Source organism: Flavobacterium sp. (assembly GCF_031381455.1).
In the GTDB taxonomy this organism is placed as follows: Bacteria; Bacteroidota; Bacteroidia; order Flavobacteriales; family Flavobacteriaceae; genus Flavobacterium.
In genome coordinates, this window is the sequence record NZ_JANMXZ010000008.1 from 113,813 (window position 1) to 139,339 (window position 25,527).

The following is a 25,527-nucleotide window of genomic DNA, read 5'->3' on the forward strand; positions in this document are numbered from 1 at the left end:
ATTAATATTGAATTATTGTTTTGATTTTAATTACCCTTTTTCACCATAAATAACCAAGGCACTCGAGTCAATTTGAACATTCCCATCGGGATATCTTTCATTGACAAGATGATACACTTCTTTTTTGATATTTTCTTTCATGGCATCGTCTGCCTTACTTAGCGCGGCAACTATAGGCGCAGCTACTTCGGTCATCATATTCCAATAAACATCTGTAGTATTGCTTTTTAATTTTCCTGTAACCTCTGTTTGAGAAACATTGGTAAATCCTGCTTGTTGAAATAATTTAACAATAAAATTGTCTTTGGCACAACGAAACATTCCCGGTGAACCCGGAGGTGGAGTTGGTAATTCCATGTTTCGGTTTATGGTTCCCATTGCTGCAGTTACCCAAAAGTTCTTTTCCGGACGATTCCAAACCGAAGTTGCTATTCTTCCTCCGGGTTTCAGAACACGTTGCATTTCCTTGGCAGCAAGAAGCATATCTGGGAAAAACATAAAACCAAATCGACAACTTATGGCATCAAAGGTGTTATCTGCAAAAGGCAATTCGCAAACATCACAAGCTTGAGTTTCAATATTGGTTATACCTTTAAGCATCGCATTTTCACGTGCTATTTCGAGCATATCATCTGATAAATCGGTGATTACTACTTTTCCATTAGTAACAATTTTGGCTATTGTTAATCCGGGCTCACCTGTTCCGGCAGCTATATCCAAAACGTTATCGGCGTCATTTAACCTCAATAATTTTATGATTTCATCGCCCATTGGCTGTAGAAAATCCATCATCAGGTCGTCCCATTTTTTCCATCCCGGAGAAAATTTGTTCCATGAAGCTTTTTGTTGCTCACGGATTTCTTCTAATTGTTTTTCCATACTATTGGTATTTTTAATTTGTTAGTAAACCAGTAGGAAGTTAGAGCGGTCAAGCAACTTGATTTGCCAAATAGGCTAAGAAATGGGGAGTTTTATTTCTTTCAAACGTAAAGATACTAAATATTTAAATTGAAAATCAATGGTTTACAATTGTTTATTTTCTTTGTTATCTTTGAAGAACAGAATGAACTATTTTGCTTAATGTAATGACTAAAAACAATATGCTTCAGAAACAATTAGAATTAACGAACGAGCAAACTTCTCCACTATTTAGGATTATGTGGGTGCAAAATAGCAACGAACCACACAGAAGACATTTTGAAAACAACATTTGTGCGTTTCACATTGGCAACGGCTATATATTATCAGTAGCGCATAATCTGAAAACAGAAGCCAGACATTTTAAATCGATTGATAATGGTATTTACCTAACCAATATTTTCCCTTATCTGAATTCAGAGCAAACTCAACTATTTGAAACCTCTTATCCATTGGACATTACTACTGGAAAAAGATATTGGAACAGTAACAATCCAAATGAATTTCAATTAGTTATCGATACACTAAGGGAAATCAATTTTGATACACGTTGGATAACAATGACGGAACGTCAGATTTGTAAACCGCATTTAGTAGTGCAATTCAAAGACAATCAGTTTTATAATAATACCGAATTGACTGCTCATTTTAACGCCGTCACTTCTTTTGCAGAGTCAGGTATCAATCGGCATACTTTTTTAGTAGAAGTTGCCTTGGTAGAAGCTTTTTATAATGAAGATATTGCGCTATACAAAATTGTAAACACACCTCAAGCTGTTATTGATGCCATGCCAAGTCTTGAAGTAGATTATACCATTTTAGATGACAATCAGAAAAACTATTATTGCCTGCAAAGTTCGCCTATGAGTGAGATTGGGAAACTACTAAACAAAGCACAGATAGAAGGTTTTACAGAACATTTTGCTTTATTTCAGGACCGCATCGGCGGAAACTATAACCTTGAAGGCTTACGTTACTTAATCAAAGGCTACTTTAGATTTGGTTCTTCGGGTGCGCCTTATGTAGTTTATGATGCCAAAAGAAATATTTTTAAGGTAAATGCTATACAAAGCGAAGCGTGCCCGATACAACTTTCCATCAATAACCAACGTGACGGCAATTTTCAATACATTAATGCGATAGCGACACCGTTACAGGTTATTCAGGAACGATTGAAAAAATATTTATTAATATAGGTTAAATTTTTATCACTATTCAATCTTATATGAAATGGCTTAGATGTAAAAAAATACAGTATTTTTTTAAGAAAAAGTATATAAATTAACACTATTTAACATTAATTTTAAAAAAATAATGATAGGTAATGATTTATTTGTATATTCGAATCCCTTTTTAATAAACATGTAAATAGTATAAAACAATGGAGAACAAATTCATTATTATCAGCATTATTGGTATTATAGCAATTAACTTAATCATTTTATTTATTGTCCAAAGAACATCCAGGGACAAAGAATTAGCAAATTATTTAAGAAAATCAAAATAACAACACCATTAGCTGTTCTCTAAATTTTATTTCTTCGAAAATCTAATATGCCAACAGTTCCAACAAAGTCTTTTCAAATCGTTCTTTTGGTAGATACTGATCTTCCAAAGCTTTCACGAATGGAATCGCGCTTTCCAAACTACCAACTCTTCTAACCGGCGCATCTAAATGCTCAAAGCATTGCTCCATTATCATAGCTGAAATATCGCTGGCTACGCCACCAAAAAGCGTATCTTCCTGTAGAATAATTACTTTGTTAGTTTTCTTTACCGAGGCAAAAATAGTTTGTATATCCAATGGTTGCAGCGTTCTCAAATCCAATAAATCAGCACTGATTTCAGGATGCTTGTTTAGTGTATCCAATGCCCAATGCACTCCGGCACCAAACGAAATAATGGTTACTTGTGTTCCTTCTTTTAGTAACGTTGCTTTTCCAAACGGAATAGTATAATAATCCGAAGGCACATCTTGATAAACCGAACGGTATAATTGCTTGTGTTCAAAAAACATCACCGGATTGGGGTCATTGATGGCTGTATTCAATAATCCTTTTACATCATAAGGAAAGGCAGGATAAACTACTTTCAACCCGGGAGTTTTGGTAAACCAGGCTTCGTTGGTTTGCGAGTGAAAAGGTCCAGCTTGTGTTCCACCGCCGCAAGGCATGCGAACAACCACATCAGCTTTTTCATTCCAGCGGTAATGCTGTTTGGCTAATAAATTTACGATTGGATTAAATCCGGTAGAAACGAAATCGGCAAACTGCATTTCGATAACTGCTTTGTGTCCGTTGATAGACAATCCCATTCCCGCAGAAACCACAGCACTTTCACAAATCGGCGTGTTGCGAACTCGTTCCTTTCCAAACTGAGCCACAAAACCATCCGTAATTTTAAATGCGCCACCATATTCAGCAATGTCCTGTCCCATGATAACCAGATTGTCATGGCGTTCCATAGATTGGCGCAACGCATTCGAAATGGCATCAACCACTCTAATGTTTTCTACTTTATCCGAAGGATTAACTTCTTCAAAATCATACGGTTTGTAAACATCACCTAATTCTTCTTCTAAACTAGCCACAACATCTGGCTCGGCTTGTGTAATTGCCCAGTGTTCATCTATTTCTTTCTTGATTGCTTTGGTTATTTTTTCATCTTCTTCTTCAGAAAGCACACTGATTTGTAGCAAGTATTCTTTATAATTTGAAATCGGATCTTTGATTGCCCACATATCCATCAACTCCTGGGGAACATATTTAGTGCCACTCGCCTCTTCGTGACCGCGCATTCTGAAGGTTTTAAACTCCAATAAAATAGGTCTTGGCTTTTCAGCTAAAGAAGCTTTCAGTTCAGCTATTTTTGTGTAAACGTCTAATATATTATTTCCGTCAAGGATATAACTTTCCATTCCGTAACCCATACCTTTATCTGCTAAATGCAAGCAACGGTATTGCTCGTTTGTTGGTGTCGAAAGTCCGTAACCATTGTTCTCAATGACAAACAAAACCGGTAAATCCCAAACGGCGGCAATGTTCAATGCTTCGTGAAAATCACCTTCTGATGTTGCTCCTTCTCCAGTAAAAACTGCGGTAACTTTTCCGTTCTTTTTTAATTTATTAGCTAAAGCAATTCCGTCAGCAACACCCAATTGCGGTCCTAAATGCGATATCATTCCGATGATATTGAACTCTTGTGTGCCAAAGTGAAAACTTCGGTCTCTACCTTTGGTAAAACCAGTTGCTTTTCCTTGCCATTGTGAAAATAATCGGTGCAACGGAATATCACGACCTGTGAAAACTCCTAAATTTCTATGCATCGGAAGAATGTATTCGTCTTTATCGAGAGCAGCAGTTATCCCAACAGAAATCGCTTCCTGACCGATGCCTGAAAACCATTTGGATACTTTTCCCTGACGGAGCAGAATAAGCATCTTTTCTTCAATAAGCCTTGGTTTTAGTAATTTTTTATATAGATCTAATAAGTGAACATTGGATAACTCTTTTCTATCGAAATTCATTTGGTTTTATTTAAAGCCCTGCAAAAATATCACTTTTTTTTGTTTCAAAGAGTATAAAGAATTGAGAAAAGTTAAATGATGAAAGGGATTATTTGTCTCAACAAACATTAGTTTTTATATAAGAAATAAGATTGGGAAATTGTTAATATTCATACATCAAGTTCCAAATAGAATGAATAGTGCAATGGATTTGGTTAAATACTATTTAGGATGAAAAAAAATATCAAAAAAGCCCTGTTTTAACAGCAATTTTTAGCAATTGTGATTTTTTTGGCAAATTAATGTTTACGTTTCGCAAGAATTTTTATCTTTAATGAAAAATATATAATTATGAAAATAAAAAAAGGTTTTTTTAAGGCGCTAAGTGTATTTTTTATCTGTGTAATCGGCGCCCTGATTTTGGGATTTATATATAATACCATTGAACTTGCATTGACTATAGGAGTTGGCCTAGGCATACTTTGGATGGGCGTTGCTTACTTTAATCAAGAAGACGAAGAATAAATAATCTATCTGTCGAATGAAATATGTAGTGATTGTTTTAGTCGCCTTCTTTTTTATTTGTTGTAGTAAATCAACTTTCAATGCTGATTGGACAAAAGAAACAGCACCATCTAATTATACCGCACGTTTTGAAACGTCGAAAGGAAATTTCGATATCGAAGTAACCAGAGCTTGGTCTCCACAAGCAGCGGATCGTTTGCACCAATTATTGACGCATCATTTTTATGATAACACCCTTTTTTATAGAGTAGTACCCAATTTTGTTGTGCAGTTCGGCAATATCGACACAACAGTCACTAAGAAATGGGAGAAATTTAAAGTTTCCGATGAACCGGTTCTCAAAAGTAATTTGAAGAGTTATGTTAGTTTTGCAAGAGCAGGCAAGGAAACACGCGGCAATGACCTGTTTATTAATCTGAAGGACAATGTAAGGTTGGACACAGTATCTCCTGAAGGTGTGAGAGGTTATCCAGTATTGGGTCAGGTAACAACTGGTATGGAAGTAGTAGAATCTTTTTATGCTGAATATGGTAATAAAACCATGGATTTATATGATTCTTTGAGTGCTAATCGAGCAAAGTACTTGAAGCTTTTTCCAAAACTGGACTCCATTAAGAAAGCATATATAGTTAAAAATAAACAGTAAGCACCAAAATATAAAATTCCAAATTCCAAAATGTATACGTTTTTGGGATTTGGGATTTGTTTTTTTGTAATTTTACCAGCTATGGATATACAAGACCAGCTAAAAAAACTATTTCCCGAACACCAACCTTCAAATGAATCTGAAGTAGTAGAAGAGTCAGAGCATATTCTTTTTATCCAAAAAGAGCCTATGATTTGTAAATATGAAAGGCGAAAAGGGAAAGCCACAACCATCATCGAAGGCTATGAAGGCAGCGATGAAGATTTTAAACTATTAGCCAAAGAACTCAAAATCAAACTCAGTGTTGGCGGTACTTTTAAAGATAACGCTATCATTATTCAAGGAGATTACCGCGATAAAATAATGAACCTGCTCAAAGACAAAGGCTTTAAAGTAAAAAGAGTTGGCGGTTGATTTCAGTCGCAGTTGGCAGTCACAGTAATCAGTTTACAGAAATAACTTTAAACATAAAATTTAACAATAAAACTTAGCGAACTTTGCGTAAATCTTAGCGCACTTTGCGGTTAATCAAAACAAACAAAATGATCAAATCATCAGAATTAATACTAAACCCAGACGGAAGTGTCTATCACTTAAACCTGAAACCCGAACATATTGCCACAGACATCATCTTTGTGGGCGACCAAAATAGAGTTGAAAAAATAACGCAGTTTTTTGACAGCATCGAATTTTCTACACAAAAGCGTGAATTTAAAACGCAAACCGGAATTTATAAAGGCAAAAGAATCACGGTAATGTCAACCGGAATTGGTCCAGACAACATTGATATTACCATCAACGAATTGGATGCTTTGGTGAATATCGATTTGGAAACACGTAAGCCAAAGAAGAATCTAACATCACTAAATATTGTCCGCATCGGGACTTCTGGTTCGTTGCAGGAAGATATTCCTGTAGATAGTTTTGTGATGGGCGAATTCGGTCTTGGATTAGACAACATGCTTCGCTCCTACGTAATTGATGACATTTGCGAAACGGATATGGAAGATGCGTTTATCAAACACACCAATTGGGACTTGAGAAAAGGAAAACCGTATATCATTGGTTGCTCTGAAACGCTTAAAAATAAATTTGACAGTGATCAAATCCACAAAGGAATTACAGGAACTGCCGGTGGTTTTTATGGGCCACAAGGCAGAGTATTGCGTTTGGCTATTCAGGATCCGGAGTTGAATAGCAAAATGGATAATTTCAAATTCGGCAATGTTCGTATGGCAAATCTTGAAATGGAAACTTCGGCCATTTATGGATTAGGAAAGCTTTTGGGACACAATTGCTTGTCTTTAAACGCCATCATTGCGAATCGTGCCAACGGAACTTTCAGTGCCGATCCATATAAAGCCGTAGACGAACTGATTCAGTATACTTTAGGAAAGTTTACTGAGTAAATTTTGAAGCAAATTCCCGCTATACATTGCAATCTGTCATTGCGAGGAACGAAGCAATCTCATTACGATTGTCTTTCGCAATGTCAGGATTTCCATTCCTATCGGGGCTAAAAAAGTTATTCATACAAACTACTGTTTACTGTGAAAGAAAAAATCATTGAATTTGAAATAGTATTAGCCCAACTTGAAACATCGTTGTTGGCTATTTCCGATATCGAAATAAAAACAACGGAATCGTCTTGGTCTAAAAAAGAAATTCTAGGACACTTAGTCGACTCTGCCATCAATAATATTCAAAGGTTTACCGAAATACAAAATGCAGATGAGCCTTATTATATAAGACCTTATAATCAGGATGAATTGGTTAAAGCTAATTGCTATCAGCATAAAAATAGTGCCGATTTGGTTACTCTCTTAATTGCATTAAACAGACACATCATTTATTTAATCAAAAATCAAACAGCCGTAACTTTGAAGTATCCAATCGTTCTTCCAAATCAAACTGTAACCGATTTAGAATTTGTAATTGAAGATTACTTTGAACATTTTTTTCATCATCTGAATCAAATAACAAGCAAATGAATCTAATCCTCGAAACTGAACGACTTATTCTTCGTCCATTAGAACTTTCTGATGCAGAAGCTATGTTTGCCATGGATAGCAATCCGGAAGTTCATAAATATCTTTGGCAGAAGCCATTTCATGATATAACCGAAAGTATCAAAATAATCGAATACGTCAGAGACCAATATGAAACCAACAATATCGGCCGATTTGCTACCATAATAAAAGAAACCACCGAATTTATTGGCTGGACAGGAATTAAATTTGTTGACAACCATATCGAAAATGGCAATACCAACTTCTTTGATTATGGCTATCGCCTAAATGAAAAATACTGGGGAAAAGGCTATGCAACAGAAGCAACAAAAGCCTGGTTGGATTATGGTCTGAACCAAATGAATATTGATAAAATTCACGCTTACACACATAGTGAAAACATAGCTTCGAATATCGTTTTAAAAAAAACCGGCATGACTTTCATGCAGGAATACATTGCCGAAGATGGATTCAAATGGAATTGGTGGTTAATAGATAATCCTTTAAAAGAAAAAAGAATATAGAAAATAGATAATAGAGATTTACGTAAAAAAGTCTATTTTCTATACTCTATATTCTATGCTCTCAAAAATATATACATGAAAACAATCAGAATAGCCGGCGTTCCCGAACATTTCAATCTGCCTTGGCAAATGTGCATCGAAAATGGTGAGTTTGAGAAAATCGGTATTGATTTGCAATGGACAGACATTCCAGAAGGTACAGGCAAAATGTGTCAAATGCTTCGTGATAAAGAAACAGATATGGCCGTTATTTTAACCGAAGGAATTGTAAAAGATATTGTAGCTGGAAACGATTGTTCTATAGTTCAGGTTTATGTTGAAAGTCCATTGATTTGGGGAATTCACGTTGCTGCTATTTCAAAATACAATTCGTTAGCTGATTTAAAAAATACCAAAGTTGCTATTTCTCGTTATGGTTCGGGTTCCCATTTGATGGCGTATGTTAATGCACAAAATCAGAATTGGAATACCAATAAACTTCAATTTGAAATTGTAAACACTATTGATGGCGCCATTGAAGCTTTGACTAATGGTAATGCCGATTACTTTATGTGGGAACGCTTTATGACCAAACCTTTGGTTGATAAAGGTGTCTTTCGTCGCGTAGCCGATTGTCCAACACCTTGGCCATGTTTTGTTATTGCGGTAAGAAACGAGTTTTTGGAAGCCAATAAACAAAGCGTTGCGCTTATTTTAGAAACGATAAACAATACCACAGTCGAATTCAAAGATATTCCGAGTATCGACAGAACTTTGGCATCAAAATACCATCAAAAAATAGAAGATATTCAGGAATGGTTATCGATAACCAAATGGTCACAAAAACCATTAGCCGAAAAAGTGTTAAACAATATCCAAAATCAATTATTTGACCTAAAAATTATAGATAAAAAAGGTACTTTTGCTGAAATAGTGAAAGCCGTTTAGCTTTTGCCATTGGCACTATGATAAAATTAGGAAATCTCACTTATCAACAACTGAAAGAAAAATTCAGGATAAAAAGTCCTTGGGACTTGATTATCATTTTTGTGCTAAACATCCTCATTACCATTCCCATTTTTATTATCGCTCATCACAATTTAATTACTTTAGATTGGGCACATCATGTCGATAGAATGGTATTGTTTCTCCTAATATTGGTTGCCATTCAATTTCTATTACGAGCTTTGCGAAGAGTAACGCTGATTTCGGTTATTCTCTATTTTATCATGCTTGGTTACGGAACCTTATCTGGAAAATATGGTTTTCAAAGTGTGATTGAAGATTACCGCTCGATGATGTACACCATGAGTGAAGATCCTTATCCACAAGATATTATCATTACCAAATTGCTGCCTTTTCCAAACAAATCAAAAATTTTGGACGCAGTGGAATATCAAAATCCCAAAATAAGAAACTTTGCCATCATGGCTATCAACAAACATTTTAAAAATGTAAAAGGCTATTATGATTATTTTACTGTCATTCAGTCGTTTGCGATTTTTAAAGAAATAAACAGCCGCTGGAATTACGTCAGCGATCCAAAAGGACATGATTATATCGCCAAAGCCACTGAATCGCTTCAATACCTCTCCGGCGATTGCGATGACCATTCCGTTTTCATGGTTGCCTGCATCAAATCTATTGGTGGCACCACGCGATTGATTCATACTAAAGGACACATTTATCCCGAACTATTAATCGGTACTAAAAAGGATTTAGAACATATCAATTATGCTATCAAAAAAGTGCTTTTCCCAATAGAAAGTAAAAAAAAACCGATTAATTATCATATTGACGAAAGAGGTAACATTTGGCTAAATCTTGATTACACTGCGAAATATCCTGGCGGTCCATTTATGAATGAAGAAATTCTTGGAGCGCTGACTTTAGATTAATTTCGTAATTCGTATTTCGTAATTCGTAATTATATTTACTATCTTCGTTTTTAAATAAAGCAACCTATAATGAAAAAATTATTTTGTCTATTTTTCCTAGTATCATTGGCTTCACAAGCACAAGAAAATAGTGTGCTTGCCAATAAAAAGAATGAATTTCGAGTAGATGTTTTGGCTGCTATTGTTTATACAAAAGCGAGTTTTAGTTACGAACGTTTTTTTGGAAAAGACTTCTCGACAGGTTTTAATGTAAACTTTTCAAATAGTGGCAAACTCAATGATGACTTCGACAATGGCTACAGAAACAATGTTCCCAAGTTTGAGTTCAATCCTTATTTGAGATATGCTTTATCCAAAAGCAAATCGAGGTATTATTTCGCCGAAGTTTTTGGTTCGTATAATGGTGGTGATTACAAAGAAATAATCCGCATAACAGATATGGCCATGCCTGATTACTACACCACCAAAAAGTCAAAATATACCGATTTCGGTTTAGGCGGCAGCTTGGGGTACAAAATGTATTTTAAGGACTGCATTGCTCTGGAGTTCATCGTCGGATTTGGTTCCAATCTTACTAATCGCGATAAAAGCCCAGATGTTATTTCAAGAGTTGGTTTAAATTTAGGGTACAGATTTTAATAAAAAGAAAGATGAAAAAATTACACTATATACTGCTAATTACTGTGGCGATTTTAGTTTCCAATTGTGATACTAACGACGATGGTTTTTATAATAATGTTTTTGTAGATGTTCCTAATTTGGTAGCTATGGATGCTCATTCAAATGTCTATACTGTTGGAGAAAAATTATACATCAGCGCTGATTTTTCGAGATATTTAAATGATGGTGCGCTCTTAGATATTTTTCAAACCACAGGTGCAACTCAGTTTGCTTTTTCTTATGTAATCGAAAAACAAATCAATGCAACGGAATGGGAAGGAGTTTCTGTGAGTGATAGTCAATTAGATATCGTTAAAGGTGATGCTCAAAACGGTTCTTATGTTTACGGAATTTGTGAATACAATTCGATTGATTCAACTTATGAATATCGTGTTGGGTTTCCATTATCGGCTACAGGAACTTATCGTTTGAGTTTTGGCTATAATAGTGATTCTTATAATAGCGTAGAATTACGCTCTTTAAGTCCAGCTACTCGCTTAGTTTTAAATATCAATTCCTTGATTTCTGGATTAAATTCTGGTGGTTATTATACATTTACAGTAAATTAAACTTACCATTTTATCGCTTCTTTTCCTAAACTTTGCAGGTAAGCATTAGTTTTACTAAAATGCTTGTTTCCAAACCACAAGCCACGATTGGCACTTAATGGTGATGGATGTCCGGTTTCTAAAACATGATGTTTGTTTCGATCAATTTTTGCTCCTTTCTTTTTGGCAGATCCGCCCCAAAGTAGAAATATTACATTTTCTTTTTCGTCTGATATTTTCTGAATAATTGCATCGGTAAATGTTTCCCATCCTTTATTCTGATGACTTCCTGCTTCACTTTCTCTTACGGTTAAAGTAGCGTTGAGTAACAAAACACCTTGGTCTGCCCATCGTTCTAAATTACCCGATTTTGGAAAAGAGACATGAATATCTGTTTGAATTTCTTTAAAAATATTAATCAGCGATGGTGGAAATGCAATACCATCATTCACCGAAAAACACAATCCATTTGCTTGACCGAAACCATGATAAGGATCTTGTCCAATTATAACCACTTTTACTTTATCAAACGGACAATGATCAAAAGCTGCAAAGATTTCAGTTTCCTTTGGAAAGCAGGTTTTGGTAGCATATTCGCTTTTAACAAAGGAAATTAACTGTTGGAAATAAGGTTTCTCAAACTCATCAGAAAGTACGTTTTGCCAAGAAGAGTGTATTTTAATAAACATCTCATAAAATTTTATCAAAAATACCATTTTCTGTAGCATTATGGATTACATCCTTTGTAACTTTGAGCCAAAGACACTGATTTAATGATTTCGATTACAGATAAAACACTACAAGATTTAGAATTCAACACGGTTTTGCAAACCATTTCAGAAAGATGCAATACTGAAATTGGAAAGCAGAAAGCACTCGAAATTGTAACATACAAAGACAAAGAAACCTTGATGAATGCCTTATTGCAAACGTCTGAATACCTATCTTCTTTTTCTAATAACAATGCGATTCCCAGACATGGATTTGATAATCTGACCAACGATTTAAAATTCCTAGCCATTGAAGATAGTTTTTTAGAAGTGGGCAGTTTCAGAAAAATAGCCACGCTTTCAGAAACCGTAAATGTGTTGTTGTTGTTCTTCAAGAAATTCCATGATTATTATCCAAAACTAAACGACAAAGCTGCACAAGTTGAATACACTAAATTCATCATTCAAAAAATAGATGAAGTCGTTGATAAATATGGCGAAATAAAAGACAATGCTTCGCCCGATTTAATCAACATTCGCAGAGATATGAATTTGGTTCGAGGAAAAGTCAATCAGAGTTTTGGGCAAGCGATGACACAATACAATTCGCTTGGTTATTTAGATGAAATTAAAGAAAGCTTTGTTCAAAACCGTAGAGTTTTAGCTGTTTTAGCGATGTACCGTCGAAAAGTGAAAGGTTCTATTTTGGGAAGTTCCAAAACAGGAAGTATTGCTTACATCGAACCCGAAACAACGCTACATTATTCAAGAGAATTGAGTAATTTGGAATATGAAGAACGCGAAGAAATCACCCGAATTTTAAAAAAATTATCCCGCGATATTCGTCCGTTTTTAGACTTGTTAAATCAATATCAAGAGTTTCTGAGCGATATTGATGTCATTGCGTCCAAAGCCAAATACGCCAACAAAATCAACGCCATTTTACCAACTATTACCAACGAAAAACAATTGTATTTCAGAGATGCCTTCCATCCTATTTTGTTTTTAAACAATTTGGAAAAGAAAGAAAAAACATTTCCTCAAACCATTGAATTAAATAGTGACAGTAGAATTATTGTTATCTCCGGACCAAATGCAGGCGGAAAAACCATATCGCTAAAAACCGTGGGATTATTGCAATTAATGCTACAATGTGGAATCCTAATTCCAGTTCACGAACGTAGCAAAACGTTTTTATTTGATAGAATTCTGACTGATATTGGCGATAACCAATCGATAGAAAATCATTTGAGCACCTATAGTTATCGCTTAAAAAACATGAATTATTTTCTGAAGAAGTGCAATGGCAAGACATTGTTTTTAATTGATGAATTCGGAACGGGTTCTGATCCAGAATTAGGTGGTGCTTTAGCAGAAATATTTTTAGAAGAATTTTATCACAGAGAAGCATTCGGAATTATTACTACACATTATTCTAATTTGAAAATACTGGCTAACGAGTTGCCTTTTGCATCGAATGCCAATATGCTTTTTGATGAGAAATCTTTGGAACCAATGTACAAATTGATTTTGGGGCAAGCCGGAAGTTCTTTTACCTTTGAAGTAGCACAGAAAAACGGAATTCCTTTTGGATTAATCAATCGTGCCAAAAAGAAAATTGAAGGCGGAAAAGTACGCTTTGACAAAACTATTGCGACACTTCAAAAAGAGCGCTCCAAATTAGAGAAAACTTCCCAAAACTTAAAAGAAGAAGAAACTAAGACTCGGGAAGAAAGCAAGAAAATGGAATCCATAAATTCTAAAATTCAAGAGAAATTAGAGCGGTATCAGGAATTGTATGATGCGAATCAGCGCCTGATTTATATGGGACAAAAAATAGATGATATTTCGGAAAAATACTTTAACAACAAAGACAAAAAAGTTTTGATTGGTGAGTTTCTAAAGATTGTTGAAATCGAAAACTCTAAACGTAAAAAAGCAACCGTAAAGGAAAAAGCAGCAAAGGAGATCATTCAAAAAATAGTTATCGAAGAAGTCAAAGTCAAAGTAGACGAAATTCGAGCCGAGAAGAAAGAAAAGAAATTAAAAGCTATTCCTGTCGAAAAGCCTAAAGTTACTATTAAAGTCGGCGACAGAGTTCGTATGATTGACGGCAAAGCCATTGGAACTATTGATAAAATTGAAAAGAACAAAGCCATTGTCAATTATGGTGTTTTTACGTCCAAAGTAAACTTGGAACAATTAGAATACGTTCAAACAAAATAATACTATGGAAATTTCAGAATTACCAAAAGATAAAAAAATTATCCTATTTGATGGAGTTTGCAATCTTTGTGATTCGTCTGTTCAATTTGTAATTAAACACGATAAAAAAGATATTTTCCGGTTTGTGCCGCTTCAATCAGAATTGGGTCAAAAAATTATTAGTCATATTGGAGCTTCAACTATTGATAGCACTATTCTATACGAACCTGATAAAAGATATTATTATAAAGCAGCAGTTGCATTTGAAATTTTGAAAGAAGTTAAAGGAATTTTTAGCTTCTTACTTATATTCTCTATTTTACCGCAATCAGTCGTGAATTTTATCTATGATTATGTTGCCAAAAATAGATACAAATGGTTTGGCAAAAAAGAGAGTTGTATGATTCCAACTTCGGAACTTCAATCTAAATTTTTAGCATAAAAAAAACCATTTCGTCTTTTGGAACGAAATGGCTTTTCTATTATGTTATTTAAAATTATTGCTTAACAATTTTCTTAACAGCAATTCCTTGGTCAGTAGTGATTTTCATCATGTACATTCCAGTTGCTAAATCGCTAACTGAAATTTGACCTTCGGTTGCATTAACTTTTTCTGATTTAATTACTCTTCCGTTCAAATCAGCCAATTCAACTGAACTAACAACAGCATTTTGATCGTTAGAGAAGTTGATAACATTATTTGTAGGATTAGGGAAAATAGAGAATTTAGATGATAAGAAATCATTTGTTCCTAAAACTGAAGTAAAGTTAGTAGTATCTATACGTAATGTTGCAACAGCTGAAGCAGCAGAAATATCGTTAAATGCAAAATAATATATACCAGCTGTTGGAGCTGTCCATGCCGGAGCAGTTTGTTGTGCATAAGTAGTAGCTAATAAAGCTGCATTAGCCCATATCTGTGTAGTTTGAGCAACAGGTGTGTTTGAATTACCAACTGTTAATCTTAAACTTCTTGTAGTACCGCAACGTGTCCAAAAAGAAACAGTAACCTGCTCTCCTGCTTGTAAATTAAAAGGAGGTGAAAAAAACCAGTTGTTTGAAGCTGCAGTCGCATTAGTATTCATAATCCAGTATTGAGTAGGAGATTGAGCATTAGCAGCAATAGTACCTAATCCATAAGACCCATTACCACTAGTTGTCCAGCCTTGTAATTGAGCTGTAGTGTCAAAACCACTAGCATATGGACAAACTTTTGCCAAAACTAAATTATTTACAGCAGTCCACGCACTTTGTGATGACACACTACAAACGCTTCTTATATAATAATCATAAACAACTGAAGCGTTTAAACCTGATAATGTAATTGAATTTGTGTTAGTAGAAACAACTGTTCCTGAACCTCCACCTTGCACAAATCCTGTTAATCCATATTCTACTTCGTAGTTTGCAGGAGCAGAAATAGAAGCATCCCAGTTTAGAGTTGCAGAAGTAGCTGTTAAATTAGTTACTGCATTAATATAATAAGGTTTAACACAAGTATTTGCTGCAAAATTAAAAGTAAAATCAAAACCATTAGCATCCCAATAGTTATCCCATTGTATGTAATAAGTTGTACCTCCAACTACAGGAAATGTTATAGTTGATAAATAATTTGTTCCTGAAGTATCGTCGTTTACATCATAACAAGTTAACGTAGTACAGTCTCCTGTAAATACTGACAACTTTGTGTCAACGCTGTTAGGTGCAACGTTTACCGGTAAATCTGAGGTAATTGTAACTTCCCCATTAGTTGCCGGAGTATATTTATACCATATACCGTAAATTGTACCACCTCCATCAGTGGTAGCTTGCGTATAACAACTGTTTGAGAACGTACCCGTTACTGCAGGTGCAGTTATAGTTCCGTTCGCAGTGATGTTGATTGCCGCAGCACAAGTACCTTGAGCAAACGAATTTAATGAACCCAAGAGGATCAATGAAAGTAAAATTTTTTTCATAAAATATTTTTTTTTAAAGTTTAAGTCACAAATTTAATAAAGTATTTCTAATATCATATTTTTTTTAACTTTCTTTTTCCCATTTACCTACAACTGATGTTGCTAAAGCGTTTCCAAGGACGTTTGTTGCACTTCTGAACATATCACAAAAATGATCGATTGGCAGGATTAAAGCAATACCTTCAATTGGTATTTTAAACATCCCACAAGTAGCGGCAACCACAACCAAACTTGCTCTTGGAACTCCAGCAATTCCTTTACTGGTAAGCATTAAGACTAGAAGCATTGTCATTTGCGTGCCAAAATCGAGATGAACACCATAGGCTTGCGCAATAAAAATACTGGCAAAAGTCATGTACATCATACTGCCGTCCAGATTAAATGAATAACCTAAAGGTAACATGAAAGAAACTATTCTGTCTTTTACACCAAAACGTTCTAATTCTTCTGTTAATTTTGGAAAAACAGCTTCAGAACTTGTTGTTCCAAAGGCAATTATCAACGGACTGACAATGTGTTTCAATAAATCAGTCATCCGTGACTTTAAAAAAATATAGCCAACTAATAACAAAACAAACCAAAGTGTTGAAATTCCAACCATAAAAGAACCAAAGAATTTGGCATAGGTTAGAAGCAGCTCATTTAAATCCCGAATAGCAAAAACTCCAGCTATAGCTCCAAAAACACCAATCGGTGCAAACTTCATTACATAATTCACCATTTTCAAAATGATGTGTGATGTTTTGTCTAAAGCATTTACGACTGGTTTTGCATTCGCGCCTATCGAAGCGGCTGCCAATCCGAAGAAAATAGAAAAAATTACAATTTGTAATATTTCATTTGTTGCCATCGCTTCTACAATACTTTTCGGAATAATATGTTCAATAAAATTCTGAGCCGAAAATCCATCTGTTTTCTCTACAACTTCTGTTGCAGTTAATATATCTACATTCCCTAATTTCAAACCAACGCCTGGTTGCAAGGTATTTACCCAAAACATTCCTATTAATAAGGATATAAACGAAGCCGTAAAAAACCAACCCAATGCCTTTCCTCCTATTCTTCCAACGGCTTTAATGTCTCCCAGTTTAGCAATACCAACAACGAGTGTCGTAAATACTAATGGAGAAATAATCATTTGCACCAATCGAATGAAAATAGTAGCTAACATTTTTATGTAACCACTAAAATCTTTAGCAATGTCTTCCGTATAATTATTATGGACAAAAATTCCCAGTAAAGCTCCGGCAATCATCGCAATTAGAATCTGAACAGTAAGATTGGAAAAGAAAGATTTTTTTTGAGTTTGAGTTGTAGTCATTTTTTTAGTGTTCAGTCACAGTCGCAGTCGCAGTTTTCAGGCATACTATACTGCCAACTGAGACTGAATACTGAGTACTATTTCTGATACGTTTTGTTTAATAAATAAAAATCAGCCAAAACTATTGCCGCCATAGCTTCTACAATTGGCACAGCGCGAGGCACCACACAAGGATCATGTCGACCTTTGCCTTGTTGTTCGACCAACGTATTTTCATTAGTCAACACTTCTTGTTTCTGAATTAATGTCGCCACCGGTTTGAAAGCTATTCTGAAATAAATATCCATTCCGTTTGAAATTCCACCTTGAATTCCGCCTGAAAGATTCGTTTTTGTAGTTCCGTCTTCATTATATAAATCGTTATGATCGCTACCTTTCATTTTGGCACCACAAAATCCGCTACCAAATTCAAAGCCTTTAACTGCATTAATTGATAACATTGCTTTGCCTAATTCGGCATGGAGTTTATCAAAAACCGGTTCACCTAACCCGATTGGAACATTTTGTAAAACACACGTTACCGTTCCTCCAACAGTGTCTCCTTGTTTACGTATTTCCTTGATATAGTTTTCCATTTTCTCCGCAGTGGCGGAGTCGGGACAACGAACTGCATTAGTTTCAGTCAAAGAAAAATCTAAATCTTGATATGGTTTATCTATAAAAATATCGCCAACAGAAGAAACAAAAGCATTAATTTTAATAGTAGATAATACTTGTTTGGCAATAGCTCCAGCTACAACTCTGCATGCGGTTTCGCGAGCCGAACTTCTTCCGCCACCGCGATAATCACGGATGCCATATTTTTTTTCATAGACATAATCGGCGTGACTTGGACGATAACTGTCTTTAATATGCGAATAATCATCTGACTTTTGATTCGTATTCGGAATGATGAAACCTATTGGCGTTCCTGTAGTTTTACCTTCAAAAATGCCTGAAAGCAATTGCACTTCGTCTTCTTCTTTGCGTTGGGTAACGATCGAAGATTGTCCAGGTTTTCTGCGTTGCATTTCATTTTGAATAGCGTTCAAATCAAGTTCAATTCCAGCAGGACAACCATCAATAATGCCGCCTAAAGCATCTCCATGCGATTCACCAAAAGTGGTGAGTTTAAAAAGTGTTCCGTAGCTATTTCCGGCCATATTCTATAGTTTTTAACTTTGTACAATTCGTCTCGTCTTCTAGGAAGAGACTCATGTTAACAAATATAGCGTAAAGTTTAAAAGTGTAAAAGATTATTATTCAAAAGTTACACTGACAAGAACTTGAAATAAGTAAACCGAACAAACTAAATTGTAAAGAAGATTTATTTGAAATGGAAGATTTTATAAGTCAGCAACTTATCGCTTCGGTGGTTTATTCAAAAGAAAAATAATTTACAATAGATTAGATTAGTCAGAAATTGTATAATAAATTTGTAATATTATATAAGAGAGTCGGCATTGTTTTTGCCGACATTTGCAAAAACTAATTTAAAAATTAAACAATGAAAAAAATCATTTTATCTGCTTTTATGCTAATAGGTTTAGCATTTAGCACACACGCTCAGGACATTTCGAAGAACGCATTAGGATTACGTTTGGGTGACAACGATGGCTTTGGAGGAGAAGTATCCTACCAAAGAGGTTTGTCTAAAAGCAATCGTTTAGAATTGGATTTAGGTTGGAGAAACAGTAATCATGTTGATGCCATGAAACTAGTTGGATTATACCAATGGGTTTGGGACATTGACAAAGGTTTCAACTGGTATGCTGGTGTTGGTGCAGGACTTGGCAGATGGAGCTACGACCAAGGTGGTGCTAGTGATAGTGGTACATTCTTATTGGCTGCTGGTGATATCGGAATTGAATACAATTTCCAAGAAGCTCCAATTCAGTTATCTTTAGACTTCAGACCTGAATTATATTTTAATGATAATAGAAAAGATTTTGATAACTATAATAGCTTCGGACCGGACATCGCCCTTGGAATTCGTTACAGATTCTAATCAAAAGCATATATAAATAAAAATCCCATCTTTAACGAGATGGGATTTTTTTATTTAATAATAATTGGTTTCTTCGAATTGATTTTTATAACTGTATAAGGATAAAAGGTTTCATCATCTGTCTGAACCGCCTCAATATTCTTTTGATTGTCCTTAATATAAATTTCTATTTGAGTTGTTGTCTCGATGACATTTTCAATTGTGACTTTATTATTTTTTTCCGATGTTGGTCCGGTATTAAGGATAACAAAATTAGATGTGGTTATATCATTAGCCTTTATTTTTTTACGTAACGTTTCATCTCCCAAAAGCATTTTTATTTCTTTTGATTCTGTGAATATTTCATAAAATTTAATGTTTGCACCACCATCATTGTTGACTAGCAGCACTTCATACAAAGGTTTGTTTGCTATATTCTTAGTGGATGAACAAGAATATAGCAGTGTAATTACTAGTATAGAAATTATTTTTTTACTCACTATTTTAATATTGCTTTTTTGGAGTTCGTGACCCGAGCCTAAAAGGCGAACTGACGTAGTAATCTTCGATTTCATTTTGAATTTTTAATGGCCTTATGGTATAATGCTTCATACAATGGAAGAATATTTTTGATGTCAAATTGTTGAGCCACACTTAATGCATTTTCTCTAAATTGGGCTAAAGTTGTATCGTCAGAAAGTATTTTTAAGGCATTTTCTGCCATGCTGTCAACATCACCAACATTACTAAGAAATCCGGAAACACCATCAAAGTTTACTTCGGGCAAACCACCTGAATTACTTGAAATTACTGGAACACTCCATGCCATTGCTTCTAGTGCGGCCAAGCCAAAACTCTCGGTTTCTGATGGCAATAAAAACAAATCGGAATAGGACAGAATTTGATCTATCTCGTTACTGTTTCCAAAGAAAATCACTTTGTCTTCAATGCCAAGTTCTTTGCAAAGTTGTTCCGCTCTTGATTTTTCCGGGCCATCTCCAACCATCATTAGCTTAGCCGGAATCTTCTGTTGAATTTTATAGAATATTTTGATGATATCCGGAATACGTTTTACTCTACGGAAGTTACTAATGTGCGTTACAATTCGTTCTTCCTTTTTCGCCATAACAGAGCGATGACAAGAAATCTGACTCTCGTTTCGTATTTTATCCAACTCAATAAAATTCGGAATTACATGAATTTCTTTCTTAATGTTGAACAATTTGTTGGTTTCATCTTTTAAATTTTGTGAAACCGAAGTCACGATATCCGATTTATTAATGCTAAAAGTAACAGCAGGTTTGTATACCGGATGATTTCCAACCAAAGTAATATCAGTTCCGTGAAGTGTAGTAACCATTGGAATTTTTATTCCTTCATTCTTCAACATTTGCTTTGCCATATAACCGGCATAGGCATGTGGAATAGCATAATGCACATGCATCAAATCTATTTTGTATAGTTTCACCATGTCTACCAATTTGCTCGACAACGCTAACTCATAGGGTTGATAATGAAATAAAGGGTATTCCGGAACATTAACTTCATGGTAATGCACCTTTGAATTTAAGAGTGCCAAACGAACCGGTTGACGATAGGTAATAAAATGAATTTCGTGTCCGCGATGAGCAAGTTCTAAGCCTAATTCAGTGGCAACTACTCCACTACCACCAAAAGTTGGATAGCATACAATGGCAATTTTCATTTGTGTTTTTTAGTGTTACGAATTTAAGCAAAAATGACTTGTCTTTTTGATAGTTTTTGTTAAAAATGATATATAAATGAATTTTGTTAATTTAGTAGAAGAAAATAATGCATTGAGTAGACTCTAATAGATATGTGAAATTTTGAATACCTAAAAATCAACCAACTTAAAACCAAATTATTATGACTATTTTAAAAAACATTTTAGCAGTAGTTCTTGGGCTCTTCATTGGCGGAGCAGTCAATATGTCCATCATCATGGTTAGCGGCTCCATTATTCCTCCACCGGAAGGAGCAAATTTAACTACAATGGAAGGTTTAGAAGCTGCCATGCCGCTAATGGAACCTAAACATTTCCTTTTACCATTTTTAGCCCATGCACTGGGAACATTAGTTGGTGCATTGATAGCCGCAAGTATAGCAGCTACTTATAAAATGCGATTTGCTATGGTAATTGGTATTTGCTTTTTAGTTGGTGGTATCATGAATATTTTTATGCTTCCTTCGCCAATTTGGTTTACGATTGTTGATTTAGGATTAGCTTATATTCCAATGGCATATTTAGGTGGTAAATTTGTTTTGAGAAGAAGTAATTAAAACTATAACATTCCGTTATATTTTCTGATAAACCATTCAGAAGCTAAAGAAATGGCAATCAAAACTAATAACCAAATCCAATCAATCAGAGGCGATTTCTTTACTAATGTTTTTTGAATGGCTTTATAACTGTCATCTGCGAGCAGTTTCTGGATAAGCAAATCTGCTTGATTTGGCAGGAACGCTTTGCCTTTGGTTTGTGTTGCCAATTGGTTTAGTTTGTTCCAATCCGGATTTACAAATTGTTTTTCGATATCAAAATCCAATACTTCAAATCTACTTGAGTAAACTGAATTCGAATTCAATTCTTTTACAGTAAACGCATAATTTCCTGCGGATAATCCATCTAAATTAACCTGAAAAGCATTTGTGGTTCGAAGCAAATCGTAATTCTTGACTTGCTTGGTTTTGGTGTTTGTAACGGCTATAGTCAAACGCGCCTTTTCGTCGAGTTCATAATTTTTATTGAAATATTGAGCTGTAATTTCAATTCCTTCGCCTGAATTATAAAAGCGCTCATGTGTTACAACTAAAGATTTTCTGGCATTGTTTGATGCCAAATATTGTATGGTTTTATCTAAGAAAACATCGAAATCAGCAAAGCTTTTTTTGTCAACATAACTATTGGCTCTCCATTTCCAGATGTTTTCTCCAAATAAGAAAGCACTTCGTTTTCCTTGATTTTCGGAGAAAGCCATCAAAGGCTGATTGGTTGGAATGTTACGAATCGTTGAAGATAACAACGTATTGGTATTGCCGCTTGCCGTAATCGTTCCAAATGGATTTTCCAGTGGTGGAAACTGTTCGAAACCAATATTGTCCAAAGCAAAAAGATTAAACTGACTGTCAAATGCGGCTAAATAATCTTCCTTGCTTCCACTCATTTTGAAAGTATAACTGCTTTGATTTTGATTCAAAAAGTTATAATCAGTATCGTTTCCTGTAATGATCCAAGTGTTGATTTTGGCATTTTCGTTTTGATCAAAAATGGCTTTAAACTCGACGTTTGGCTGATACAATATCAAAACATTATAATTCGTTAACGAACTGATTTGATTAGGTTTAATAATGGTTACTTTTCGTTGTGCATTAGTTTCAACACTTCGTTTAATAGCTCCCAAATCCGGATGCGAAATTGATGAAACCAGCGCCACTTCTGTCTTTTGATCAATAACTTCTACAGCAAAATTCTTGACATTGTTATAGGTGTTTTTTTCCTGTTCTTTAGATGAAATAGTAGCTTTTAAAATCTGCAGCCCAACTTTGTTCGCAGGCAACAATACATTGAGCGTTGCCGATTTTTTAGATGGAGAAAAAGCAACAGTTTGTTCGTTCAATAGACTATTGCCTTGAGATATTTTAAATGTAGCGTTTATGCTTTTGGTTCCGGCATAATTCAGGAAAACTTCAACAGGATATTTATTTTTATGGAAAGCATATTTGTTGACATTCAATTGCGTGATTCTTAAATCCAAATAAGTTGTTGTATCTCCAACTACCAATGGATAAACCTTATTGTCAGGATTAAATCCAAAAACATAATCTTCTCCTGAAGTCTGATTTCCATCAGAAATTAAAATTGTTGGGTAATGCTGGTTTTTGTAAATGTTTTTTAGATTTTTGGCAACAACATCAATATTCGATTGTGTTCCTTTGAAATCAATTGTATCCGATGGCAAAAAGTCGGTATCAAATTGATAAGTCTGTACATCAAATTTATCTGCAAGCGCTGTATTTTCAGAAAGTTTTTGAAATACTTCCATTGCCGATGTAGAAGCTTTCAAATCAGTAATTGAAGCGGAATTATCAATAACAATTGGCAAAGGTGTTTTAACCGTTTCCACAGTTTTTCGTGAAATTATCGGATTAATCAATAAAAGTAACAATCCAAAAATAGAAATGAAACGCAAAAAAGCCAGAAGCAAAGTGGCTTTTGATTTGCTTTTGACTTGGTAAAAATATTGGTAAAATGATAAACCAGCAGCAATTAGTATTGATACGAGTAATAACAGGATTGTTGTGGTGTTCATATATTTTTAGTGTTCAGTGTTCAGTAATTAGTGTTCAGTTACATTGATTTCTGCCAACTAACTTCTGAACACTGCCAACTTTCTTAGGTAAGCATTCCTCCACAAACATTCAACACTTGTCCAGAAACATATCCACTCATATCGGAAGCAAAGAAAAGACACGCATTAGCAACATCCTCAGGAGTTCCACCACGTTTTAACGGAATAGAATCTCTCCAACCTTGAACAACGTCTTCGTTTAGTTTTGCTGTCATTTCGGTTTCAATAAAACCCGGTGCAATAGCATTACAACGAATGTTTCTTGAACCCAATTCCAAAGCAACCGATTTAGTAAAACCAATCATACCAGCTTTTGAAGCAGCATAATTGGCTTGTCCGGCATTACCTTTCACTCCAACTACAGAACTCATATTTACGATAGAACCTTTGCGGTTTTTCAGCATGATTTTCTGAACCGCTTTGGTCATATTGAAAACTGACTTCAAGTTGATTTCGATTACTTTGTCAAAATCTTCTTCCGACATACGCATCAAAAGATTATCCTTAGTTATTCCGGCGTTGTTGATTAAGATGTCGATGTTTCCAAACTCTGCCATAACATCATCTGCTAGTTTTTGAGCTTCGTTGAAATCGGCAGCATTTGATTTATATCCTTTGGCTTTGATTCCCATCGCCGATAATTCGTTTTCTAATATGGCCGCAGATTCTGCAGATGAACTATACGTAAACGCAACGTTTGCTCCGTGTTGTGCAAATACTTTTGCTATTCCGCTTCCAATTCCTCTACTGGCACCAGTAATTATGGCTACTTTTCCTTCTAATAATTTCATATAATAAAGATTAGTTTCGATTGTTTAATTTGATAGCCCAAATATAGAATAATTTATACTTTTAAAAAATCATTTATCTTTAAACCTTTAGTATCATTGTAAGTCGAAACAGACCAACCAACCCAGAATGATTCAAAACCAATTCCATTTTGAAAAATTGTATCATGAGTATAAAACACTTGTGTTTAATGTGGCGTTGAATTATCTGCAAAACATAGAAGATGCTGAGGAAATTACCCAAGATGTTTTTGTAAAGGTTTATAATTCTCTTGAAAGTTTTAATCAAAAATCATCGCATAAAACCTGGATTTACCGAATTACGATTAATCAATGTTTGGATTTTATTAAAATGAAAAACAGCCAGAAGCGCTATTTTATTTTTGGGAAGAAAAGTCAAAACGAAACCGAATACCTAAACACGGCAACCCTTGAACATCCGGGAATTTTGATGGAAAATCAAGAAGAAGCCGCAATTCTTTTTGAAGTAATCAATACATTAACCGAAAACCAAAAGACAGCTTTTTTGCTTTCAAAGCTTGATGGTTTGGGTAATCCTGAGATTTCAGAGATTATGCAACTCAGCATTTCATCAGTGGAATCTCTCGTTTTTAGGGCGAAAGTTGTGCTTCAGGATAAATTATGCGAAAAATTCAATAACTATCGCAAGAAAAAATAATAAGATTCGTCAAAGTAAATACTGAACTTAATTCAGCACAAGCATGGAAAGAAATAATTGGATAGAAACTATTTTAAACAGCACTAACGGAATTACACCTGTAGCTCCAAGTGATGATTTGTTTTCTAAAATTCAACAAAGAATTCAATTGGAAAGAAAAGTTTCCTCAAAAACAGTTTGGCTTGTTGCCGCATCAATTGCGGTTTTAGTAATGCTAAACTTTTCGATTTTAGCTTTTAAATCTAAAGAAAAAACAAGTTCAACCACTGCTTACTTAGAAATGACTGTCAATAAAAGTAATCAGTTATATAAATAACA

General features: G+C 34.7%; 27 protein-coding genes. 17 read left to right on the plus strand and 10 right to left on the minus strand.

Features of this window, described 5'->3' with window-relative positions; genetic code table 11:
* Positions 1–30: 30 nt before the first annotated feature.
* Positions 31–879, minus strand: a complete 849-nt coding sequence (locus tag RMN97_RS02150; RefSeq protein WP_309612879.1) for a class I SAM-dependent methyltransferase — start codon at positions 877–879, stop codon at positions 31–33.
* Between the two features lie 206 nt (positions 880–1,085).
* Between RMN97_RS02150 and RMN97_RS02155 the strand changes: the two genes are divergently transcribed.
* Positions 1,086–2,114 carry a hypothetical protein gene (locus tag RMN97_RS02155; RefSeq protein ID WP_309612880.1) on the plus strand — a complete coding sequence of 343 codons (1,029 nt, stop codon included), beginning with the start codon at positions 1,086–1,088 and terminating at the stop codon, positions 2,112–2,114.
* 353 nt (positions 2,115–2,467) lie between these two features.
* Here RMN97_RS02155 and RMN97_RS02160 read toward each other — a convergent pair whose 3' ends face one another.
* Entirely contained in the window at positions 2,468–4,444 is a 1,977-nt protein-coding gene (locus RMN97_RS02160) for a dehydrogenase E1 component subunit alpha/beta (RefSeq protein ID WP_309612881.1), read from the minus strand.
* Between the two features lie 330 nt (positions 4,445–4,774).
* On the opposite strand from RMN97_RS02160, the gene RMN97_RS02165 reads away from it, so the two are divergent.
* The 10 genes from RMN97_RS02165 to RMN97_RS02210 all read left to right on the plus strand — a co-directional run bounded on the left by RMN97_RS02165 (position 4,775) and on the right by RMN97_RS02210 (position 11,233).
* Entirely contained in the window at positions 4,775–4,948 is a 174-nt protein-coding gene (locus tag RMN97_RS02165; protein ID WP_309612882.1) for a hypothetical protein, read from the plus strand.
* A gap of 16 nt (positions 4,949–4,964) precedes the next feature.
* Positions 4,965–5,594 carry a peptidylprolyl isomerase gene (locus RMN97_RS02170; RefSeq protein WP_309612883.1) on the plus strand — a complete coding sequence of 210 codons (630 nt, stop codon included), beginning with the start codon at positions 4,965–4,967 and terminating at the stop codon, positions 5,592–5,594.
* Positions 5,595–5,675: 81 nt separating this feature from the next.
* Positions 5,676–6,008, plus strand: a complete 333-nt coding sequence (locus tag RMN97_RS02175) for a translation initiation factor (protein ID WP_309612884.1) — start codon at positions 5,676–5,678, stop codon at positions 6,006–6,008.
* 128 nt (positions 6,009–6,136) lie between these two features.
* The gene (locus RMN97_RS02180) at positions 6,137–7,003 is read left to right on the plus strand and encodes a nucleoside phosphorylase (RefSeq protein WP_309612885.1); all 867 of its coding nucleotides are present in this window, start codon (positions 6,137–6,139) and stop codon (positions 7,001–7,003) included.
* 141 nt (positions 7,004–7,144) lie between these two features.
* Complete coding sequence (locus RMN97_RS02185; RefSeq protein ID WP_309612886.1) at positions 7,145–7,585, plus strand: DinB family protein; 441 nt, start codon at positions 7,145–7,147, stop codon at positions 7,583–7,585.
* Positions 7,582–8,127 (plus strand): GNAT family N-acetyltransferase, encoded by a 546-nt coding sequence (locus RMN97_RS02190; RefSeq protein WP_309612887.1) that lies wholly within the window; start codon positions 7,582–7,584, stop codon positions 8,125–8,127. Before RMN97_RS02185 ends, RMN97_RS02190 begins: the two co-directional genes overlap by 4 nt.
* A gap of 75 nt (positions 8,128–8,202) precedes the next feature.
* On the plus strand, positions 8,203–9,054 hold the full coding sequence (locus RMN97_RS02195) for a substrate-binding domain-containing protein (RefSeq protein WP_309612888.1): 852 nt from the start codon (positions 8,203–8,205) through the stop codon (positions 9,052–9,054).
* A 17-nt stretch (positions 9,055–9,071) separates the two neighbouring features.
* Positions 9,072–10,004 (plus strand): transglutaminase, encoded by a 933-nt coding sequence (locus RMN97_RS02200; RefSeq protein WP_309612889.1) that lies wholly within the window; start codon positions 9,072–9,074, stop codon positions 10,002–10,004.
* A gap of 69 nt (positions 10,005–10,073) precedes the next feature.
* Positions 10,074–10,643: a DUF3575 domain-containing protein gene (locus RMN97_RS02205; protein WP_309612890.1), complete on the plus strand. Its 570-nt coding sequence runs from the start codon at positions 10,074–10,076 to the stop codon at positions 10,641–10,643.
* A gap of 11 nt (positions 10,644–10,654) precedes the next feature.
* Positions 10,655–11,233: a hypothetical protein gene (locus RMN97_RS02210; protein WP_309612891.1), complete on the plus strand. Its 579-nt coding sequence runs from the start codon at positions 10,655–10,657 to the stop codon at positions 11,231–11,233.
* 2 nt (positions 11,234–11,235) lie between these two features.
* Here RMN97_RS02210 and RMN97_RS02215 read toward each other — a convergent pair whose 3' ends face one another.
* Entirely contained in the window at positions 11,236–11,901 is a 666-nt protein-coding gene (locus RMN97_RS02215) for a uracil-DNA glycosylase (RefSeq protein WP_309612892.1), read from the minus strand.
* Between the two features lie 84 nt (positions 11,902–11,985).
* On the opposite strand from RMN97_RS02215, the gene RMN97_RS02220 reads away from it, so the two are divergent.
* Both RMN97_RS02220 and RMN97_RS02225 read left to right on the plus strand, forming a co-directional pair.
* The gene (locus RMN97_RS02220; RefSeq protein ID WP_309612893.1) at positions 11,986–14,148 is read left to right on the plus strand and encodes an endonuclease MutS2; all 2,163 of its coding nucleotides are present in this window, start codon (positions 11,986–11,988) and stop codon (positions 14,146–14,148) included.
* Between the two features lie 4 nt (positions 14,149–14,152).
* Positions 14,153–14,569: a DCC1-like thiol-disulfide oxidoreductase family protein gene (locus tag RMN97_RS02225; protein WP_309612894.1), complete on the plus strand. Its 417-nt coding sequence runs from the start codon at positions 14,153–14,155 to the stop codon at positions 14,567–14,569.
* A gap of 55 nt (positions 14,570–14,624) precedes the next feature.
* On the opposite strand, the gene RMN97_RS02230 is transcribed toward RMN97_RS02225, so the two are convergent.
* The 3 genes from RMN97_RS02230 to aroC all read right to left on the minus strand — a co-directional run bounded on the left by RMN97_RS02230 (position 14,625) and on the right by aroC (position 18,548).
* Positions 14,625–16,085 (minus strand): T9SS type A sorting domain-containing protein, encoded by a 1,461-nt coding sequence (locus RMN97_RS02230; RefSeq protein WP_309612895.1) that lies wholly within the window; start codon positions 16,083–16,085, stop codon positions 14,625–14,627.
* Between the two features lie 64 nt (positions 16,086–16,149).
* The gene (locus RMN97_RS02235; protein WP_309612896.1) at positions 16,150–17,406 is read right to left on the minus strand and encodes a cation:dicarboxylate symporter family transporter; all 1,257 of its coding nucleotides are present in this window, start codon (positions 17,404–17,406) and stop codon (positions 16,150–16,152) included.
* Positions 17,407–17,483: 77 nt separating this feature from the next.
* Positions 17,484–18,548 carry a chorismate synthase gene (aroC, locus tag RMN97_RS02240; protein WP_309612897.1) on the minus strand — a complete coding sequence of 355 codons (1,065 nt, stop codon included), beginning with the start codon at positions 18,546–18,548 and terminating at the stop codon, positions 17,484–17,486.
* 344 nt (positions 18,549–18,892) lie between these two features.
* On the opposite strand from aroC, the gene RMN97_RS02245 reads away from it, so the two are divergent.
* Positions 18,893–19,393 (plus strand): hypothetical protein, encoded by a 501-nt coding sequence (locus RMN97_RS02245; protein WP_309612898.1) that lies wholly within the window; start codon positions 18,893–18,895, stop codon positions 19,391–19,393.
* 50 nt (positions 19,394–19,443) lie between these two features.
* Here RMN97_RS02245 and RMN97_RS02250 read toward each other — a convergent pair whose 3' ends face one another.
* Together RMN97_RS02250 and bshA are read right to left on the minus strand one after the other, a co-directional pair.
* Positions 19,444–19,947 (minus strand): hypothetical protein, encoded by a 504-nt coding sequence (locus RMN97_RS02250; RefSeq protein WP_309612899.1) that lies wholly within the window; start codon positions 19,945–19,947, stop codon positions 19,444–19,446.
* Positions 19,944–21,077, minus strand: a complete 1,134-nt coding sequence (bshA, locus tag RMN97_RS02255; protein WP_309612900.1) for an N-acetyl-alpha-D-glucosaminyl L-malate synthase BshA — start codon at positions 21,075–21,077, stop codon at positions 19,944–19,946. The genes RMN97_RS02250 and bshA overlap by 4 nt, the downstream gene beginning before the upstream one ends.
* A 245-nt stretch (positions 21,078–21,322) precedes the next feature.
* Here bshA and RMN97_RS02260 point away from each other — a divergent pair, with 245 nt between their 5' ends.
* Positions 21,323–21,673 (plus strand): hypothetical protein, encoded by a 351-nt coding sequence (locus RMN97_RS02260; protein ID WP_309612901.1) that lies wholly within the window; start codon positions 21,323–21,325, stop codon positions 21,671–21,673.
* A gap of 2 nt (positions 21,674–21,675) precedes the next feature.
* On the opposite strand, the gene RMN97_RS02265 is transcribed toward RMN97_RS02260, so the two are convergent.
* Complete coding sequence (locus tag RMN97_RS02265) at positions 21,676–23,703, minus strand: hypothetical protein (protein ID WP_309612902.1); 2,028 nt, start codon at positions 23,701–23,703, stop codon at positions 21,676–21,678.
* A gap of 83 nt (positions 23,704–23,786) precedes the next feature.
* Complete coding sequence (fabG, locus tag RMN97_RS02270; protein WP_309612903.1) at positions 23,787–24,533, minus strand: 3-oxoacyl-[acyl-carrier-protein] reductase; 747 nt, start codon at positions 24,531–24,533, stop codon at positions 23,787–23,789.
* Positions 24,534–24,660: 127 nt separating this feature from the next.
* On the opposite strand from fabG, the gene RMN97_RS02275 reads away from it, so the two are divergent.
* Positions 24,661–25,209 carry an RNA polymerase sigma factor gene (locus tag RMN97_RS02275; RefSeq protein ID WP_309612904.1) on the plus strand — a complete coding sequence of 183 codons (549 nt, stop codon included), beginning with the start codon at positions 24,661–24,663 and terminating at the stop codon, positions 25,207–25,209.
* A gap of 43 nt (positions 25,210–25,252) precedes the next feature.
* Positions 25,253–25,525 carry a hypothetical protein gene (locus RMN97_RS02280; protein ID WP_309612905.1) on the plus strand — a complete coding sequence of 91 codons (273 nt, stop codon included), beginning with the start codon at positions 25,253–25,255 and terminating at the stop codon, positions 25,523–25,525.
* The last annotated feature ends 2 nt before the right edge of the window (positions 25,526–25,527 follow it).

Excerpts from the sequence above, each read along its gene's own strand:
- RMN97_RS02225 (WP_309612894.1), top strand. The coding sequence starts at position 14,153 with ATGGAAATTTCAGAATTACCAAAAGATAAAAAAATTATCCTATTTGAT.
- RMN97_RS02200 (WP_309612889.1), top strand. The coding sequence starts at position 9,072 with ATGATAAAATTAGGAAATCTCACTTATCAACAACTGAAAGAAAAATTC.
- RMN97_RS02215 (WP_309612892.1), bottom strand. The coding sequence starts at position 11,901 with ATGTTTATTAAAATACACTCTTCTTGGCAAAACGTACTTTCTGATGAG.
- fabG (WP_309612903.1), bottom strand. The coding sequence starts at position 24,533 with ATGAAATTATTAGAAGGAAAAGTAGCCATAATTACTGGTGCCAGTAGA.
- RMN97_RS02175 (WP_309612884.1), top strand. The coding sequence starts at position 5,676 with ATGGATATACAAGACCAGCTAAAAAAACTATTTCCCGAACACCAACCT.
- RMN97_RS02250 (WP_309612899.1), bottom strand. The coding sequence starts at position 19,947 with ATGAAATCGAAGATTACTACGTCAGTTCGCCTTTTAGGCTCGGGTCAC.
- RMN97_RS02280 (WP_309612905.1), top strand. The coding sequence starts at position 25,253 with ATGGAAAGAAATAATTGGATAGAAACTATTTTAAACAGCACTAACGGA.
- RMN97_RS02235 (WP_309612896.1), bottom strand. The coding sequence starts at position 17,406 with ATGACTACAACTCAAACTCAAAAAAAATCTTTCTTTTCCAATCTTACT.
- bshA (WP_309612900.1), bottom strand. The coding sequence starts at position 21,077 with ATGAAAATTGCCATTGTATGCTATCCAACTTTTGGTGGTAGTGGAGTA.
- RMN97_RS02195 (WP_309612888.1), top strand. The coding sequence starts at position 8,203 with ATGAAAACAATCAGAATAGCCGGCGTTCCCGAACATTTCAATCTGCCT.
- RMN97_RS02265 (WP_309612902.1), bottom strand. The coding sequence starts at position 23,703 with ATGAACACCACAACAATCCTGTTATTACTCGTATCAATACTAATTGCT.
- RMN97_RS02170 (WP_309612883.1), top strand. The coding sequence starts at position 4,965 with ATGAAATATGTAGTGATTGTTTTAGTCGCCTTCTTTTTTATTTGTTGT.
- RMN97_RS02180 (WP_309612885.1), top strand. The coding sequence starts at position 6,137 with ATGATCAAATCATCAGAATTAATACTAAACCCAGACGGAAGTGTCTAT.
- RMN97_RS02150 (WP_309612879.1), bottom strand. The coding sequence starts at position 879 with ATGGAAAAACAATTAGAAGAAATCCGTGAGCAACAAAAAGCTTCATGG.
- RMN97_RS02220 (WP_309612893.1), top strand. The coding sequence starts at position 11,986 with ATGATTTCGATTACAGATAAAACACTACAAGATTTAGAATTCAACACG.
- RMN97_RS02190 (WP_309612887.1), top strand. The coding sequence starts at position 7,582 with ATGAATCTAATCCTCGAAACTGAACGACTTATTCTTCGTCCATTAGAA.
- RMN97_RS02165 (WP_309612882.1), top strand. The coding sequence starts at position 4,775 with ATGAAAATAAAAAAAGGTTTTTTTAAGGCGCTAAGTGTATTTTTTATC.
- RMN97_RS02230 (WP_309612895.1), bottom strand. The coding sequence starts at position 16,085 with ATGAAAAAAATTTTACTTTCATTGATCCTCTTGGGTTCATTAAATTCG.
- aroC (WP_309612897.1), bottom strand. The coding sequence starts at position 18,548 with ATGGCCGGAAATAGCTACGGAACACTTTTTAAACTCACCACTTTTGGT.
- RMN97_RS02155 (WP_309612880.1), top strand. The coding sequence starts at position 1,086 with ATGACTAAAAACAATATGCTTCAGAAACAATTAGAATTAACGAACGAG.
- RMN97_RS02245 (WP_309612898.1), top strand. The coding sequence starts at position 18,893 with ATGAAAAAAATCATTTTATCTGCTTTTATGCTAATAGGTTTAGCATTT.
- RMN97_RS02205 (WP_309612890.1), top strand. The coding sequence starts at position 10,074 with ATGAAAAAATTATTTTGTCTATTTTTCCTAGTATCATTGGCTTCACAA.
- RMN97_RS02260 (WP_309612901.1), top strand. The coding sequence starts at position 21,323 with ATGTCCATCATCATGGTTAGCGGCTCCATTATTCCTCCACCGGAAGGA.
- RMN97_RS02210 (WP_309612891.1), top strand. The coding sequence starts at position 10,655 with ATGAAAAAATTACACTATATACTGCTAATTACTGTGGCGATTTTAGTT.
- RMN97_RS02275 (WP_309612904.1), top strand. The coding sequence starts at position 24,661 with ATGATTCAAAACCAATTCCATTTTGAAAAATTGTATCATGAGTATAAA.
- RMN97_RS02160 (WP_309612881.1), bottom strand. The coding sequence starts at position 4,444 with ATGAATTTCGATAGAAAAGAGTTATCCAATGTTCACTTATTAGATCTA.